The sequence below is a fragment of the Metaplanococcus flavidus genome, assembly GCF_042675885.1.
Taxonomy (GTDB): domain Bacteria; phylum Bacillota; class Bacilli; order Bacillales_A; family Planococcaceae; genus Planococcus; species Planococcus flavidus.
Genome location: NZ_JBHTKI010000015.1, coordinates 34,135 through 50,229 on the forward strand (window position 1 = coordinate 34,135; position 16,095 = coordinate 50,229).

General features: G+C 47.3%; 12 protein-coding genes and 1 riboswitch. Of the genes, 2 read left to right on the forward strand and 10 right to left on the reverse strand.

What is annotated here, in order from left to right; genetic code table 11:
• Positions 1–137: 137 nt before the first annotated feature.
• From ACFQ1X_RS10965 to ACFQ1X_RS10975, 3 genes are all read right to left on the reverse strand, one after another.
• Positions 138–3,197 carry an efflux RND transporter permease subunit gene (locus ACFQ1X_RS10965; RefSeq protein ID WP_144838154.1) on the reverse strand — a complete coding sequence of 1,020 codons (3,060 nt, stop codon included), beginning with the start codon at positions 3,195–3,197 and terminating at the stop codon, positions 138–140.
• 126 nt (positions 3,198–3,323) lie between these two features.
• Entirely contained in the window at positions 3,324–4,490 is a 1,167-nt protein-coding gene (locus ACFQ1X_RS10970) for a TraB/GumN family protein (RefSeq protein ID WP_144838157.1), read from the reverse strand.
• A gap of 121 nt (positions 4,491–4,611) precedes the next feature.
• Positions 4,612–5,241, reverse strand: a complete 630-nt coding sequence (locus ACFQ1X_RS10975) for an SAM-dependent methyltransferase (protein WP_379082560.1) — start codon at positions 5,239–5,241, stop codon at positions 4,612–4,614.
• A gap of 126 nt (positions 5,242–5,367) precedes the next feature.
• A riboswitch (Lysine riboswitch) is annotated at positions 5,368–5,545 on the forward strand.
• Between the two features lie 201 nt (positions 5,546–5,746).
• Between ACFQ1X_RS10975 and dapA the strand changes: the two genes are divergently transcribed.
• Positions 5,747–6,634: a 4-hydroxy-tetrahydrodipicolinate synthase gene (dapA, locus tag ACFQ1X_RS10980; protein ID WP_144838160.1), complete on the forward strand. Its 888-nt coding sequence runs from the start codon at positions 5,747–5,749 to the stop codon at positions 6,632–6,634.
• 378 nt (positions 6,635–7,012) lie between these two features.
• Here dapA and ACFQ1X_RS10985 read toward each other — a convergent pair whose 3' ends face one another.
• The 6 genes from ACFQ1X_RS10985 to ACFQ1X_RS11010 form a co-directional block, all read right to left on the reverse strand.
• Positions 7,013–7,858: an STAS domain-containing protein gene (locus ACFQ1X_RS10985; protein WP_379082564.1), complete on the reverse strand. Its 846-nt coding sequence runs from the start codon at positions 7,856–7,858 to the stop codon at positions 7,013–7,015.
• Positions 7,859–7,975: 117 nt separating this feature from the next.
• A complete protein-coding gene (locus tag ACFQ1X_RS10990) occupies positions 7,976–8,797 on the reverse strand; it encodes an alpha/beta fold hydrolase (protein WP_144838163.1) in 822 nt (273 codons plus the stop codon).
• Positions 8,798–8,993: 196 nt separating this feature from the next.
• A complete protein-coding gene (locus ACFQ1X_RS10995) occupies positions 8,994–9,923 on the reverse strand; it encodes a sensor domain-containing diguanylate cyclase (protein ID WP_144838164.1) in 930 nt (309 codons plus the stop codon).
• Between the two features lie 11 nt (positions 9,924–9,934).
• A complete protein-coding gene (locus ACFQ1X_RS11000; protein WP_144838166.1) occupies positions 9,935–10,732 on the reverse strand; it encodes an alpha/beta fold hydrolase in 798 nt (265 codons plus the stop codon).
• 258 nt (positions 10,733–10,990) lie between these two features.
• Positions 10,991–12,352, reverse strand: coding sequence for a copper amine oxidase (locus ACFQ1X_RS11005; RefSeq protein ID WP_144838168.1), 1,362 nt, complete (start codon positions 12,350–12,352; stop codon positions 10,991–10,993).
• A gap of 170 nt (positions 12,353–12,522) precedes the next feature.
• Positions 12,523–13,983 carry a SulP family inorganic anion transporter gene (locus tag ACFQ1X_RS11010; protein WP_144838170.1) on the reverse strand — a complete coding sequence of 487 codons (1,461 nt, stop codon included), beginning with the start codon at positions 13,981–13,983 and terminating at the stop codon, positions 12,523–12,525.
• 179 nt (positions 13,984–14,162) lie between these two features.
• Here ACFQ1X_RS11010 and ACFQ1X_RS11015 point away from each other — a divergent pair, with 179 nt between their 5' ends.
• Positions 14,163–14,705, forward strand: a complete 543-nt coding sequence (locus ACFQ1X_RS11015) for a recombinase family protein (protein ID WP_144838172.1) — start codon at positions 14,163–14,165, stop codon at positions 14,703–14,705.
• Positions 14,706–14,766: 61 nt separating this feature from the next.
• On the opposite strand, the gene ACFQ1X_RS11020 is transcribed toward ACFQ1X_RS11015, so the two are convergent.
• Positions 14,767–16,023, reverse strand: coding sequence for an MFS transporter (locus ACFQ1X_RS11020; RefSeq protein ID WP_144838174.1), 1,257 nt, complete (start codon positions 16,021–16,023; stop codon positions 14,767–14,769).
• Positions 16,024–16,095: the final 72 nt, after the last annotated feature.

The window sequence follows — 16,095 nt, forward strand, 5'->3', positions numbered from 1 at the left end:
CCGCTCTTTCAGACAGTCTCAGTAAAGCATAATTTGCGTTCTATTATCCTCGTTACCCTCATCGCTTTCAACTAATCCGGGTTCTTCCAAACAACAATAAAAAACAGCACAGCCTCAATCGGCTGTGCTGCAGGAAATCATGCTTTCGCTTTCTCCCCACGATGGCTGATGCGGTAAAACACCAGGTAAAGGGCGGGAATCATCACCAATGTGAACAGACTGGAGAATGCCAGTCCTGCGATGATTGTCACCGCCAGCGGTTCGAATAGCGGGTCTCCCGACAAGGCAACCGGAATCAGCGCTACAATTGAGGTTACCGAAGTCAAAATAATCGGTTTGATGCGCGCATAACCCGATTCCATGATTGCTTCTTTAATGGAAAAATTACCAGACAAGCGGCGCGTTTCCACAAAGTCGATGAGCACGACTGCGTTCCGGACCACAATCCCCGTCAGCGACACAATCCCCATAACTCCGAGGAAGCTGAGCGGCGTCTGTGTCAGGAACAAGCCGAGAATGGCACCGGAAATTCCGAGGTAAACCGCGATCAATACCAGGAATGGCAGACTGAACGATTTGAATTGGAAGGCGATGACGAGATAGACCAACAGCAACACTACCAGGAACAGGATGCCGATTTCGGCAAAGAATGCTTCCTGATCAGTATTCTCACCACCTGTGGAAATTTCGTACCCTTCCGTAAGGTCAGCTCTTACTTCATCGACCACTTCAAGCATTGTGGCTTCAAAATCATCTGCACTGCCAAAGGCGCGCAGCGTGATTGCACGGTCGCCATCCTGATGTGGCACTTGCGCAATGGCAGTTGTTCGTTCTTCATCCAATAATTCATTCAGCGGAATTAATTGTGGCGGGCCCTGCTGGCCGCCTTGCCCGCTCGCAGCCGGAACTGCAAATTCGGAGAGGTCAATTTCCTGGCCTTCTTCAATTCCAGATTGTTTCAGTACGACCTCATAGAATTCATTGTCTTCGAAAATACGGTAAAGCGGAACTCCCTGCGTCAGCAGCTGAAGCTGATTCGTGACCGTATTTAGCGCGATACTGTTGTTTTCAAGCGCATCACGATTCGGCGCGTATTCAATCGCAGGAACCGGATCACCCAGATTATCGGTAACAATATCCGCACCGTTATCGAGCATCTGCTGTTTCAGCGTATCACGTAAAGCTTCAAGTTCTGCAATCTCTTCTCCCGTAACCGTTACGGTCACCGGAGCTCCAACTGGAGGCCCCTGAACAATCGTGTCGAGGAAGATCTCGGCCTCCGGATAACGTTCACGCAGCTCAGGCTCCCATTTATCGATAAACGCAGAAGCCGACGTATTGTCGCGGTTGACACGTATAGCCACCTGGCCGGTATTGGAGCCGGTGTTATCCAATGATGATGCAAACAGATTCGGCAAGCCGTCCCCAGTGAAAATTGCCAGTTCGTTAATATTTTCATCTTCTTCCGCGAGTTCTTCCGTAATACCTGCCAGGAATGCATCGGTCTCTTCAATCGGAGTTCCTTCTGCAAGACGGACATTCATCGTCACTTCCTCACGGTCAGCTTCCGGGAAAAACTCAAACGGTGTGAATAAAGCGAGTGACAGCAAGCCGGTTGCAATCAGCAAGCCGCCGGCTCCCACCCATATCGGGCGTTTCAGAACGCCGCGCAACACTTTCTCAGAATAAAATACAGCCAACTTCTCGAGCGGTTTTCCGAGAAAGCCCGGTGTGTCGGAAATTTTCTTGACTTTTCGTTTCGTCTTCAAATACTGCATCATCGGCACCAATGTAATCGACAACACGGTCGATGCAATGATGGTCGTGATGAGGATACTTGGCAGTGCTTTGATAAACGCGCCGTTGCCGCCCGATAACAGCAGTAACGGAGAAAATGTCACGACAATCGCCAGACTGGACGAAATGATCGACGGGTAAACTTCGCGGACGCCCCGAATGGCGCCGTCACGTGCCGAATCCCCCAATTTATAGCGCCGCTGGATATTGTCATTGACGACAATGCTGTCATCAACGAGTATCCCGATGGCGATGATGAGCCCAATCACGGAAATCTGGTTCAAATCGACGCCCATATACGGAATCGGAATCAGCCCGATTAAAACAGAAGCCAGCACCGTCAAGGCAACCGCGAATGCCCCAAAAAGAGTCAAGCCGGCTGTCGTTGCAATCAATACGGCCAATACTGCAATCAACAACGACACATATAGGCCGCTGAAGATTTCATTGACATTATCAGCCTGTGATTCGTATTTGTTTGCTTCCACACCAGCCGGCAGCGTTTCGTTGAACGCTTCAATCACTTCCGTCACCCGCTCATCGACAGCCGGCACATCCTGGCCGGTCTGCAGAAAGACGGTATAGGATATGGCATCGCTGCCTTCAAAAGTGACAATGTCGACCGTCTCCTGGTCGACCGTTTCAATCGTTGCTACGTCACTCAACGGAACTGCAGATGCTCCCACCTGCAATTGCTCGAGTTTCTCAATGCCTTCTGCCTCGCTGACAGTCAACACGAGCCGCTCATTGCCATTGTCATGCGTGCCGAGTGACAGCGGCTGATTGGCCTGCTGCAAGGATTCGAGCACGGCAAACGGCTGAAGGTTATTTTCAGCGAGCGCGTCCCCGTCCAGTTCAATGAGAATCTGCTGGTCGTTGAGGCCTTTGACAGTCGTTCCTGCCACGCCCGGCACCGCTTCCACATCTTCAGATAAACCGGCCAAGTCCTGTTTCATCCCATCCAGTTCTGCACGGTCGCCGTAGAACATATACGACACCAGCGGAAAGGTCAGGTCGAGCTTCTCGACAGACGTTTCCTGTGCCTGTTCCGGGAAATTTGCAGATGCGCTCTGTGCTTCCTGCTGGATTGAATTGATCAGCGCATCCGGCTCGACTCCGTCTTCAATTTCCAATGTGATGATGGAGGCTGAATTGGAAGAAATGGATTGAATGGATGAAATGCCATCCACTTTCTGAATTTCATTTTCCAGCGGCGTCGTAATCGAGCGTTCCACTTCCTGGGGTCCAGCTCCCGGTAAAATCGTCGACACGAGCACGAGACCCGGCGGCGTTTCCGGAATTTCCCGCTGAGGCAGGGTCAGAAATGTATAAACACCGACCAGCATAAAGATAAAAATCAGGAATATAAACAGTTTGCTCCGCTCTAATATGTAATTCATAAAGAAACCTTCTTTCCATATTTGTATAACTATTGTATAACCAAATGATTCCGAATGTCCAATCCGGAATGTCGAGAAAAATAAAAATCCCCGTCCAGCTGAAAGCTTTGACAGGGATGTTCATTATTAGATGTTTTCGAGGAACAGGCGGATGACATCAGCACCGCCGATAAATGTGCCGAGTGAGCTGCCGAGGTTCGTCAGAACGACAACCAGCAGGACACGCGTAACTTTATTGTCCCAAAAACCTTTAAGGGTAAAAACATCCTTCGATAATGTTTCGAAATCGCCGATATTCGGTTTGCGGATCGAAGCCTGGGTTAAACCTGAGAACCAGCCTGCCGCTACAAGCGGATTGAGCGACGAAACCGGTGCGGCCACGAATGCCGTCAAAATTGCGAGTGGATGGCCAAATGCAATGGTCGCGCCAATCGCCGCCAAGGTTCCGTTCCACAGAATCCAGCTGATTGTCTGATCAAGGCCGGCTGCCGGGTTGGCAATAAATGTATAGGCAATGATTCCGATGATAATGAACGGAATTGCCCAGCCGATGATTTTGGGCCATTTGGATTTTGGCGGCACTTCCGAAAGTTTATCAAGATCATGCTCATTATGAATCTCTCTCGTAATGCCTGGAACATGTGCGGCACCGAGCACTGCAACGATTTTATTGCCCGGAGCCTCTTTGATTTTCTGCGCAAGATATTGATCGCGTTCATCAATCAGCGGTGTTTTCAGCCGTGGAAAGGCTTTAGTGAAATCGTCCATGACGGCACTCAGCGTGTCCTGCGATTTCATTTTCTCGAGGTCTTCCTCTGAAATCGTCTCTTTGCTGAAGATGCTGAAGAATACCGACATCAGCAATTGCACTTTGCCCCATAGGCCGATATTGCCCCAGATGCGGGAAAATGTCACCTGGATGTTACGGTCAGCAAGCACCAGTTCTGCACCGGTTTCTTTTGCGGACTCGATTCCCTGGATCATTTCCTGTCCCGGTTTGATGCCGAATTGGTCGGCCAAGCGGTTCTGGAATGAAGAGATGGCCAGGTTCATCAATAACAGACTCGACTTTTTCTCTTTGATTACTTTAAAGATGTCGGTTTCTTTCCATTTGCTGTTTTCAGTGACCGATTGATAACGCTGCGCATCCAATTCAATGCAGATCGAGTCTGGCTGCTCGGCGTCAATCACTTCTTTGACCTGCTCCGCGCTCCGTTTGGAAACATGGGCCGTTCCGATCAGGATCAATTCTTTATCGCCATATTGCAGGCGTGTGATATTTTCTTCTTGCATGAGTTTACTTCCTTCATAGAATTTATTTCTTTTCACAGATATACATGAAAAGACTGTCTATTCTATATAATGGATGACTGGAGGAAAAATATCAATCCTGCGCCACCGTTTTCGGCAAGTTTCACACAAGCGCCTCAAAATCCTGCAACGATGAAAATTTATAAACCAGAAATTGTTCCGCCGGATCTTTGACAATGGTCGGCAAGTCGATTGACTCAGACAGTTCAAATACAGTGCTGCGATCTAAAAAATCGATGTACTCAGCGGTGGGGTAATAAAGGATGATTTTCACCTCACGCGGATAAGTTTCTTCAGAACGCAGAATATTATCAATCACTTTCATGAAAATCTGCACGGAAAATGGATTGAAGAAATAGAAAACTGTGTCTTCAGCCTGCACTTCATAGTCCTGCGCCATGCCACATTGGATCCGGAGACGATCCAGTCCGGTACGATGATTGCGGCCATAATCCGCCAGATTCTGCTTCGCTTCACCGCAAAAATTCGTATTCAGTTCCACACCTGTTGTCCGGCAGCCAAACCGGTCATGGGCATAGAAATTCAAACGTCCTTTGCCGGATCCGAAATCAACCAGTCCGTCACCCTCCTCGATCGGGTGACGGTTAAATAATTGTTTCAAATGTTCATATGGAGTCGGTTCATAACGGTTATGATGCAATGTAGCTTCGGATATCCACTGTGTTCCTGCTGTTTGTATATTCAGATATTTGTCTCCTTCATGCTCTTTCATCTCTGTCACCCTCTTCTCTCGCCGTAATCTTGTCACTTGCCTATCAATACCCATCTTCCACTTGCAAATAACAATGAATTTTGATAAAGTCGAGCTAATTCAATAGTTCTTGCTCTTTATCATCGGAGTGAGGATAGAGGCGCAATCACCATCAGTAAGCAGAATGAGGAGCACGGGCTCCCCGGACTTCTGCCGGAAGGGGTGTTTGCCGAAGTGGCAGGAAACCCTGGTTCCTGCTGCTGGTCCTGCATTTAAGAAATGCAGGATTGTCATGCGGATTTCCGCATGGAGGGCTATCTGGCGTTCATCGACACACGTTGTTTGTGTCGATGCAGCAGCAGCGGAACCTCCGCTGCTGCTTTTTTGTTTTGTGAAGCTGGGGGATGGAGCGAAAATCGGCTGACCGCACCTCGCAGACTCAAAACCGCACCACGGATGCATTGGCTCAGGATTTTATTGCCAAAACATAAAATGCTTTAGAAAAATTTGAAAAGGACGGGATACTATGAATTTCGGAAAAATTATTACAGCAATGGTGACTCCTTTAGATACAAACGGTGACATCGATTTTGCCGCAACGGAGAAGCTGATCGAACATCTTATTGCCAATGGTTCGGATGCCCTTGTTGTGGCTGGCACAACAGGCGAGTCGCCGACGTTGACGGCAACCGAGAAAGTCGAGTTGTTCAAATTTACGGCAGGCAAAGTGAATGGCAGAATTCCAGTCATCGCAGGGACCGGATCGAACGATACCCGCTCGTCAATCGTGCTGACAAAACAGGCTGAAGAAGCTGGGGTCGACGGCATTATGCTTGTGACTCCTTATTACAACAAGCCTGCACAGAACGGTTTGTTCGAGCACTTCAAGGCGATTGCAGAAGCTACACAGCTGCCGATCATGCTCTATAATATCCCGGGGCGCAGCGCCGTCAATATAGCGCCAGAAACAATCATCCGCCTGTCAAAAGTCAGCAATATCGTTTCCGTCAAAGAGGCGAGCGGCAACCTTGACGCAGCGTCATTGATTATTGAAGAGACGCCTGAAGATTTTACCGTCTATAGTGGCGACGACGGATTGACCCTGCCGCTGATGGCAATCGGAGCAGATGGCATCGTCTCTGTAGCCTCCCATATTATCGGCAATGAAATGCAGGCGATGGTCTCGGACTTCATTTCCGGAAAAGTCAAAGAAGCGGCTGCCCAGCACCGCAAACTGCTGCCGGTGATGAATGCCCTGTTTGCGGCACCCAATCCCGTGCCGGTCAAAACAGCATTGCAATTAATCGGCATCCAGACAGGAACTGTCCGCCTTCCGATGATTCCGTTGAACGACGAAGAAACTGCTGCGTTACGTCAGCTTCTTGAGGCCGGCAATATAAAAATTTCTGTTTAAAAGAAAAACGCTGAAGCGACATGCTTCAGCGTTTTTTGCTTGTTGAGAAAGAAACATTAAAACCGATATTCCGCAAAACAGCTTCGCTTGCCTGGGGGCTCGCGCTGAGCTAACTCGGTCTCGTTTCACTTCGTCCGAGTGGATCTCAGCACTTCGCTTGGTCCCCTGGGCGTCTGCGCTGTTTTGCTCCATATCTCAGATTGTTTTCTCTAAAAGCATAGACTTTTAAGCCAATTTCAAGAAACAAGCATTTCGATTTTACCTTGAACACGAGGGAAGCGTCCGTCTAAAGCCAAATGATTTGAGAAGTAGACAGTTTCTCGACAGCCGAAAAACGCTGAAGCGGCATGCTTCAGCGTTTTTTCTATAAATTTTCAGTTACAGTTTCGCAAAATCGAGTTTCTCGAGGGTCTGCTTCAAACTGCCCCCAATCACCAGTGAACGGGTATCAATACCGAGCTGGGAAAGTGTAATTGCAATTTCCGAACGGATACCTGTAAGGATCGCCTTTACACCAACCATATTCAATGCCTGGACAATTTTAATGATTTGTTCGGCAATCATCGAATCGACTTTTACTACGCCGGATAAATCGATGACCAACGTGGAAATCCGTAATTTATTGGCCGCTATCAGTGTCTTCTCCAATATAAACTGTGCCCGGTCAAACTCGATTTCGCCGACAAGCGGCAAGATTGCAACGTTTTCCGCAATCGGCACAACCGGCGCGGACAGTTCAAAGAATTCTTTGCGCGCTGAGGAAAGCCTCTCCTGGTAAGCCTTGATATAGGCGTTGCTGTAGGAATACATCGCATGGTCCAGCAATCCATGGAAAAATTCCAACGCTTCAAACAGCGTCTCCATTGAAATCCCCTGACGCTTGCTTTCGGATTTAATGATTTTTGCAAAATGCTTGCGGTAAAGCGAAGACTCAGCAAGCGCGCTGTCGAGCATCACATCGGCTTCGAGGAAATACATACCGGTGACGTTGCCCCAGTTGCTGATATCTTCATAGACAGCCTGTTCATTGCAGATATTCTTCAGCGATTCCCCAAGAAGTTCGACGAAACCGGCTCTTGCTTCGATCACTTGTTTGATGAATGCTTCATGGCCGGCGATATCTTCCTGACTACTGTCCTTCATGACTTCTTCGTTAATCAATTCCGCTACCAGGTATTTATCTTCAATTATACGCTGCCCCAGTATTTCATAATCTCTATTCATCAGTACCTCCATGAGTTTACAGTTAATCTGTTGGTTGAATTTATTATACCTGTAAGGCCAGCATTCTTGTACTTCTTTTTGCAAAATGGAATAAAGGGTTCTATTAAAGCAAGGATTTTATGAAACTGACAGATATTCCGAAATTTTGCTGATCGTTTCTTCTGCATCGCTTACATGTGGGCTGTGACCTTCTGCGTCCATAAGTTTGTATTCGCTATTTTCAATCCGGCTATGTACATATCTGCCGACTGCCTCCGAAGCCACTGCATCATTGCGGGTCTGCAGGATCAGAGTCGGCACTGTCACTTTATCCAGATCCTCACGGACATCCGCCAGGAAAGTGGCTTCTGCAAAGTCACGGATTATGTCCGGATCATTCGAGCATAATAATTCTTCGAATTCGGAGGCCAAATGAGGGCGTTCTGCATTTTTCATGACAAGAGGCGACAGAAAACGTGCAAACTCGTTATAATTCCCCTCAATCATCTGCAGCATCCCTTCGATTTCCTCCTTTTCAAAACTTCCCTCATAATCTTCTTCATTCAGAAAATAGGGGGAAGGGCCGATCATAATCAGATTCTTCATCAATTGCGGACGCTCGATCGCAGCCAGCGCGCCGATCATACTGCTGACTGAATGTCCGATAAAAACTATATTTTCAAGGGATAGGGCATCACATAATTCCAGAAAATCCTGCTTATAGCCCTCCAGTGTCCGGTACCGTTCCTTATTATATGCGGTTTTATCACTTTTCCCGGAGCCTACATAGTCGAACAGCACGACCCGGTATTTGGTCTCAAAAGCGGGGGCAATTTTGTCCCAGACATATTGATCACAGCCAAAGCCGTGCGCAAATACCAGAACTTTCTGGCCCTGCCCTACGATCCTGACGTTATTTCGTTGAATTATTTGTTCAGCTGTATCTTTTGTTTTTGCCATCTCTTTAGTCACTCCCAGTGAAAAAATAAAAAACCTGATAGTCAAGATAACTACATTTTACCAAATTAAGCTTACATCCCCTAAGAAAATCACTTATATATCCTAAATTTAACCAGTTATATAGCACAGAGAATATGAAGTAATCAAATATATTGCAGCGCACAGGAAAACCCTGCCATATGGTCAGGGTTTCAATTCAAGAAGCAACTGTGACCTTGTTGCGGCCAGCATTTTTGGATTCATACAAAGCGGCATCCGCATGCTGCAGCATTTCAGATATAGAGTGGCCTTTCAAACCTTGTGCCACTCCAATGCTGACGGTTATCGGTTGATACGGCCAATCATGGAGTTCCACTCTCTCACGGATATGTTCCGCAAGATCTTCGGCTCGCTCCAGGTTGATTGCCGGCAGCACCACAACAAATTCCTCGCCGCCGACTCTTGTGGCAAATCCGGCTTTCCCAATCGCAGCCTCCAGCACTTCAGCCAAATTTTTTAAAACAATATCACCGGCATGATGGCCATATGAATCGTTGACCTTTTTGAAAAAATCGATGTCGATCATCAGGAGGGCTGTACCGCCATCTTCAATGAGCTCAGGCAGAAATTCTTCCAGATAGCGCCGGTTTTTCAGGCCGGTCAAAACGTCAGTCACTGTCAGTTCTTTCAGCCGATTATTCAGCACATTCAATTCCGACTTCCTGTATTCCACTTCATCAAGCAATGTTGTAAGTTTTCGGTTCGCTTCTGCTGTTGCCCGGCTTACCTGCTCCGCATTACGTTTCGCATTGAGCATTTCAGTTTCGTATTCATTGCGCACAGGAACATGCATCAAAGCACATTCAAAAAGTCCATTTCGCTTTCGGGTATTCATCAGGACAGGAATCGGTCCTTTTGAACTTTTCATACTCAAATACATCTCACTTACTGCTCCATGCGCCATAATCGAGGGGATGAAGTAGGTTTGGAAATAAACCCTGGAGGCAATCGTCAGTAAATCATGCATATGGGATGGTGCTGTTTCAAGACCGGTCATTTCAAGCATCGTCTTGTTAATTTGCACTATTCTCAAGCCGTGGTCCATCACCAAATAGCCGACAGGTGCCACATCCAATTGTTCTTCCATCTTTACACCCCCTAGCCAGCCAGATAATCCTTTATGACAGCCACTGTTTCCGCAGCATCGCTGATATGCGGATTATGTCCCATCGCTTCCATAACAACGAGCCGGCTTTTCGGGATATGATTATGAACGTATTCCCCCACTTCCACCGGGGCAATCGCATCAAACTGTGTTTGCATGATCAGCGTCGGCACAGCCAACTTTTCAAGCTCCGATCGCATATCCGAAGTGAAAGTCACTTCCGCAAATTGTCTCGCAACCAATGGGTCATTCGAACACAGCAGCTGCTCAAAGTTATCCGTGAGTTCCGGACGGTCTTCATTGCGCATAACCACCGGTGCCAGGTACTTTGCCCATTCCATATAATTCACTTCCATCATATCAAGCAATTCGTTGATGTCGGCTTTATCGAAACCGCCGCGGTAACCGGGTTCATTCATATAATAAGGTGACGGTCCGATCATAATGAGTTTGCTGAATAATTCCGGCTGTTCAATTGAAGCCAGCATGCCGATCATGCTGCTGACTGAATGGCCGACAAAGATGAATTCCTCACCTTCGAGCGCTGCACAAACCTCCAGCAAATCCTGTTTATAGCCGTGTAAGGAGCTATAGCGCTCCGGCGAATAAGACTGCCTGTCGCTTAGACCGGATCCTACGTAATCGAACGTGACTACCCGATTATCCGCTTTAAATTCCTCAATAACTTCTTTCCACACCAGTTGATCACAGCCGAAACCATGCGCAAAAATGATTGTTTTTTCACCCTGCCCGGAAATTTTCACATTATTTCGCTCCACAACATTCATCATTGTTACCCCATCTCTCCATCTCTCTGTTTATCCAGATTGAAACTATATTAGAAATATCATACCAAAAAAATGCGTTGGCCAATACGAACAATTCAACTTTATGTTAATAAAAAGAAATAATCATGGCCAATGACACTCCACTGACAAAATTGCTTCTTCTCTCAACTATTTATCTGGATTTTTATCTGAAGTTTCTCTGCCGTTTAAAACCAACCATAGAAAAAAGCCGGCCAAATTACAGCCGGCTCAATTTATTATTTATTGCTTACGTGCTCTTAGCGCCATAGTTGTCGTCAATGCTGCAAGCATCAGTCCAGCGAAGATCCACAGGTACGGAATTGTTCCGGCACCTTCAGCTCCACCAAGTCCTGTGGCAGGCATTTTGTCAGGCATTTCTGCACCGCCGAACTGTTCAGGGAATTGATCCGTGATCGCCGCTGATAATCCAGCTGCCGGCATTGTCATATGCGCATAAGCTGCGCGCATTTCAGAGTAAGCCGTTTCGTAATCACCCGCTACATAAGCGTCGAACGATCCAAGCAATTGGCTGACATGAGTTGTCAAACCTTCTTCCAAAGCATCAGCCGGTACGCGTCCTTCTGTTGCTGCATCAAGCAAGGCTGCCTGTTCGACGATGTATCCATCAAGATCAGCTTTTGCCTGTTCCTGGCCTTCAGCGTCGCCTTCTCCAGTTGCTGTTACATAGTCAACGAAGTAGCCGATGTGAGAGCCCCAGATCTCAGCGAATTGAGCGCCCGCTTCTTCACCATAGACTGAACCAACGGCTGCTGAAAGATCGTCGGCGTTCGCCATCAATGCGCCAGCTGCCTGATCAAAGCTTTCTGCTCCATCTGCACCATCTTGCATAGCCATTACAGCTAATCCAGCATGCTCAGTGAATGTGTAATTCAAAGTTGCGCGCAAGTCGATTGCCGGTGTATCGGGATTCGTTCCATCAACCAATTCAGGGAATTGATCCGCGATTGCGATTGACAGCGTTTCAGCAAACATGCTCATGTGTTGGATGGATTCGCGCTCCAGTGTATAAGATGTCTCGAAATCTCCTTCAACATATGCATCAAATGAGTTGATCAACTGATCCACGTGCATATCCAATCCTTCCTGGACTGCTGCTGCAGGCAAGCGCCCTTCAGTTGCAGAGTCGAAGAATGCCGATTGTTCTGTTTTGTACTCTTCAAGTTGCGCCAGTGCTTCGTCTTTTGCCGCCTGGTCGCCTTCACCTGTTGCCGTTACATAGTCAACAAAATAACCGATGTGCGAGTTCCAAATTTCCTGGAATGCAGTGCCGCCTTCTTCCCCGTACACAGAAGCTACCGCTGCTGTCAGATCATCCGAGTTTGCCAGCAATGCCGCTGATGCCTGATCGAAATCTTCTGCGCCGTCAGCACCTTTTCTCATTGTTTCAACTGCCAGGAAAGCATGTTCGGTAAGTACCGTATCCAATTGGATGCGAAGTTCAGCTGCTGCTGTAGCTGTACCCATTTCAGCTGTCTGTTCTGATTCGTTCGAATGTGAACCATGACTGTCTGCGAGGGCCGCCGTTGGAACCAACATTGCCAAGCTCAGTGGAAGTGCTACTAATAGTTTGTTCATTTTCATCATGAATCTCTCCTTTTTCCTGTTTTATTTTTTCGTTCTGACTTTATAACGCAGGAGGATTCTTTTTAGATCACAATTTTTTCAGATTTTTTTGGAGCAGGGGAATTTTGTTTGTTTCTCATCCATAAAAAAACAGCCCCTCTTATAGAAGGGCTGTTCGTTAAAATCATTTAATGCGTCGGCAGTTTTGCGTTATCACTCTTGAAGATTGCCAGCTGATCGATCAGTTTCTGGCTGCCTGCATCGAGACCGATAATCTCGACTGTATTGGCTTTCTCTCTAAATTTCAGAACGACTCGGTCAACAGCACCAACACCGGAATCATCCCAGATATGGGCATCTGTAAAATCGATGACAACCTTTTCTCTTTCAATATCGTAATCGAATTTATCAAGGAAATCTTCTACCGATGCGAAGAACAGCTGGCCCTCGACATTGTAATGTGTGGCATCCAGCAATCTCTTCTGCACTTTGATTTTCGAAATCTTTGATACGAAGAAAATCGCACTCAGCAGCACACCAGCCAGGACTCCAATTGATAGGTCATGTGTATAGACGACGATCGCAACAGTCGCGAGCATAACGATCGAGTCCGTTTTTGGCGCTTTTTTAAGATATTTGAATGACGACCAGTCGAAGGTACCGATTGACACCATTATCATGATCCCCACCAGAACCGGCATCGGAATTTGAATAACGACATTGCCGAGAACGATAATCAGGAACATCAGGAATGCACCGGCGACAAGAGCCGACAGACGGCCTCTTCCCCCGGATTTCACATTGATGATCGACTGTCCGATCATGGCACAGCCGGCCATTCCGCCGAAGAAACCGGTAACGAAATTGGCAATTCCCTGTCCTCTTGACTCTTTGTTCTTATCGCTTCCCGTTCCAGTCATATCATCGACGATATTCGCCGTCAGCAAGGACTCCAAAAGTCCGACAATCGCAAGTGCCAATGAATAAGGCAAAATGATCATCAATGTATCCAGATTGAACGGCACATCCGGCAACAGGAATGACGGCAGCGTCTGGCTGATCGTCCCCAGGTCGCCGACTGTACGCATTTCGAAACCTGAATAGATGGCAACGGCAGTCAGCACCACCAATGCGATCAAAGGCGCCGGAATTGCTTTGAAAAATCTCGGTACGATATAAACGATTGCCAGTGTAATGGCTACAAACACATATGTTATGTTATTGATACCAAGAAAATGCGGCACCTGCGCCATAAAAATTAGGATTGCCAGTGCATTCACGAAACCGATCATAACCGCGCGCGGAATAAACTTCATGACTTTCGCCACTTTGAACACGCCGAACAGGATTTGAATTACACCTGTGAGAACAGTTGCAGCAAGTAAATACTCCAGTCCGTGGTCGCGGACCAGCGGCACCATAAGGAGGGCCATCGCACCTGTTGCTGCGGAAATCATACCGGGACGTCCGCCGACAAAGGCGATAATCACAGCAATACTGAACGAAGCATATAATCCGACCATCGGATCGACGCCTGCAATTATTGAGAATGCAATGGCTTCAGGAATCAAAGCAAGGGCAACGACAATCCCTGCCAGGACGTCGCCGCGCACATTTCCGAACCACTCTTTTTTTATAGTTTCAACCACGTTATCTTTCTCCTCTTGTTTAATATTTTCGAAGGCCTTCCATCCAGCCAGAAAGCCATGATTTTTACACAATGTGAATAGTGTATCACCACCACTCCATAAATGGAACCTTTTTGGTCCTTTTTCGATAAAAAAATATGTTATAATAGAACGAATTTGAAAAGCGAGGAGTTTTTAACGTGCATATTGGCTATGCAAGGCCCATATATGGGGATTTAACTTGTGAAAAACAACAAGTGATACTTAATGAAATAGGCTGTGAAGAAGTTTTCATCGAATCTCATTCTTCTCCCAAAAAACGGGATGAACTGAAACTGCTGTTGGCGCGGCTGGAGAATGGAGACCGGCTCATCATCCAGAACCTTCATGTATTGGCAGACACCACCCGCCACCTGGTCGAGCTGCTCGAAGTGCTGAATCAAAAAGGCATCACACTTTACTCTGCCAATGAACAGATTGATACGGCCCCCGACAAATTGTTCACTTTTCAAAAAATTGTCCAATGCCTCGCTGATTTTCAGAGCGATTCGATCAGCGCAAAAACAAAAGCCGGACTCACGATGGCGAAAGAAAAAGGGATGCATGCGGGACGGCCGCGAAAACCGGATGCCAATGTAAAAAAAGCGATTGAGATGTATGAGAGCAAAAAGTTCAATCTGGCAGAAATCAAAGAAGAAACCGGCATCAGCAAGTCGACTCTGTACCGCTATCTGGAGAATTGAAATTCATTAATTGCACACAATGGAAAAGAGCGCCGCGGCGCTCTTTTTTTCTTTATCCATTTTATTCACTGATTTCTTTCACTGGCGGAACCGCAAGGGCTGCGGCCACTATACCAAAAGCCGGCAGCAATAACAGCAGCCACAAGACTTCATCATAACCGCCAAAACTGTCAAAGAACAATCCGAACGGCAACGGCCCAAGTGCCGAGCCGATGACCATTACCGCCATCGCGATGCCGTTGATGCTGCCGATGTATTGTCTGCCGTAATAATTTGGCCAGACCACGCTCAGCGTCACCCGTTCTATGCCGGAGATAAAGCCCCACACCACGCCGAACAGGATAGCTGTCGACAACACGTTTGCCTGCAACAGCAGCAGAATGAACACAATTTCTCCCGAAAACAGAACCACGAGCATCCAGCGGACCGCAATTTTATCCAGCAGGTAGCCTGCCAGAAATGTTACAGGAAATCCGATAACCGCCATCAAACTCAAAACAAGTGCTGCTGTTTCCGGAGCCAGTGACTTTTCCGAGAAGATGGAAACCAGATGGAATGTCATACCGGTATTCACCAATGCGGGTATCGCTACGCAAAATAACAGAAGCCAGAAAGCTTTTGTTTTCTGCGCCTCTTTAACAGTCCAGCTGATATCCGCTGATAGTGACTTTTGATGCTCTTCTTCCGTCAGCACATTTTCGCCGTCCGGCCTGAGGCCTATATCTTCGGGTTTATTGCGGATCAGCAGAATTGCCAATGGCGCAAAAATCAAGAGCACGGACAAACCGAGGATGACCCACGCCAAACGCCAGCCCACCATTTCAATCAGCCAGACGTTCAGCAGCGGAAAAACTGCAGATCCGATCATTGCCCCGAGTGCAGCGAGACTTAACGCGCGTCCTCTTTTTTTGATGAACCATTGCGGCACAAGTGATTTGGCAACAAGCGACATTGAGCCCTGACCCAATAAGCGGATAAAAAAGAATCCGATGAACAGCATGAATAAGTTAATAACGAGGCCATTGAACATACAGGCAATAGCCAGCAGGACAGCAACAATAACCGACATTTTTCTCGCACCCTGGCTGTCAATCAGCCGGCCAACCACAAACAGCAGAAAACCGGCGAGCAAAGTGGCTGCTGAGTATATTCCGGAGACAGTCGAACGGCTCCAGCCAAATTCTTCTATGTAATAATCGATGAAAATTGCATTGGAAAAGGTTTGGCCCGGTCCCGAAAAAAAATAGGACAGCGCTGCAATCGCTACAATGACCCAACCATAATAGAATTTCCCTTGCAGAGGCGGTGTGCTTTTCATGCTGAGATCTCCCTTCCGATGTTTTGCACATCAACGAAATAACAAGAGGGCTCCATGCGGAACCCCCTTGTT

Bases quoted from the DNA above. Each gene is read 5' to 3' on its own strand.
- ACFQ1X_RS10965 (WP_144838154.1), bottom strand. From the start codon at position 3,197: ATGAATTACATATTAGAGCGGAGCAAACTGTTTATATTCCTGATTTTT.
- ACFQ1X_RS10970 (WP_144838157.1), bottom strand. From the start codon at position 4,490: ATGCAAGAAGAAAATATCACACGCCTGCAATATGGCGATAAAGAATTG.
- ACFQ1X_RS10975 (WP_379082560.1), bottom strand. From the start codon at position 5,241: ATGAAAGAGCATGAAGGAGACAAATATCTGAATATACAAACAGCAGGA.
- dapA (WP_144838160.1), top strand. From the start codon at position 5,747: ATGAATTTCGGAAAAATTATTACAGCAATGGTGACTCCTTTAGATACA.
- ACFQ1X_RS10985 (WP_379082564.1), bottom strand. From the start codon at position 7,858: ATGAATAGAGATTATGAAATACTGGGGCAGCGTATAATTGAAGATAAA.
- ACFQ1X_RS10990 (WP_144838163.1), bottom strand. From the start codon at position 8,797: ATGGCAAAAACAAAAGATACAGCTGAACAAATAATTCAACGAAATAAC.
- ACFQ1X_RS10995 (WP_144838164.1), bottom strand. From the start codon at position 9,923: ATGGAAGAACAATTGGATGTGGCACCTGTCGGCTATTTGGTGATGGAC.
- ACFQ1X_RS11000 (WP_144838166.1), bottom strand. From the start codon at position 10,732: ATGATGAATGTTGTGGAGCGAAATAATGTGAAAATTTCCGGGCAGGGT.
- ACFQ1X_RS11005 (WP_144838168.1), bottom strand. From the start codon at position 12,352: ATGAAAATGAACAAACTATTAGTAGCACTTCCACTGAGCTTGGCAATG.
- ACFQ1X_RS11020 (WP_144838174.1), bottom strand. From the start codon at position 16,023: ATGAAAAGCACACCGCCTCTGCAAGGGAAATTCTATTATGGTTGGGTC.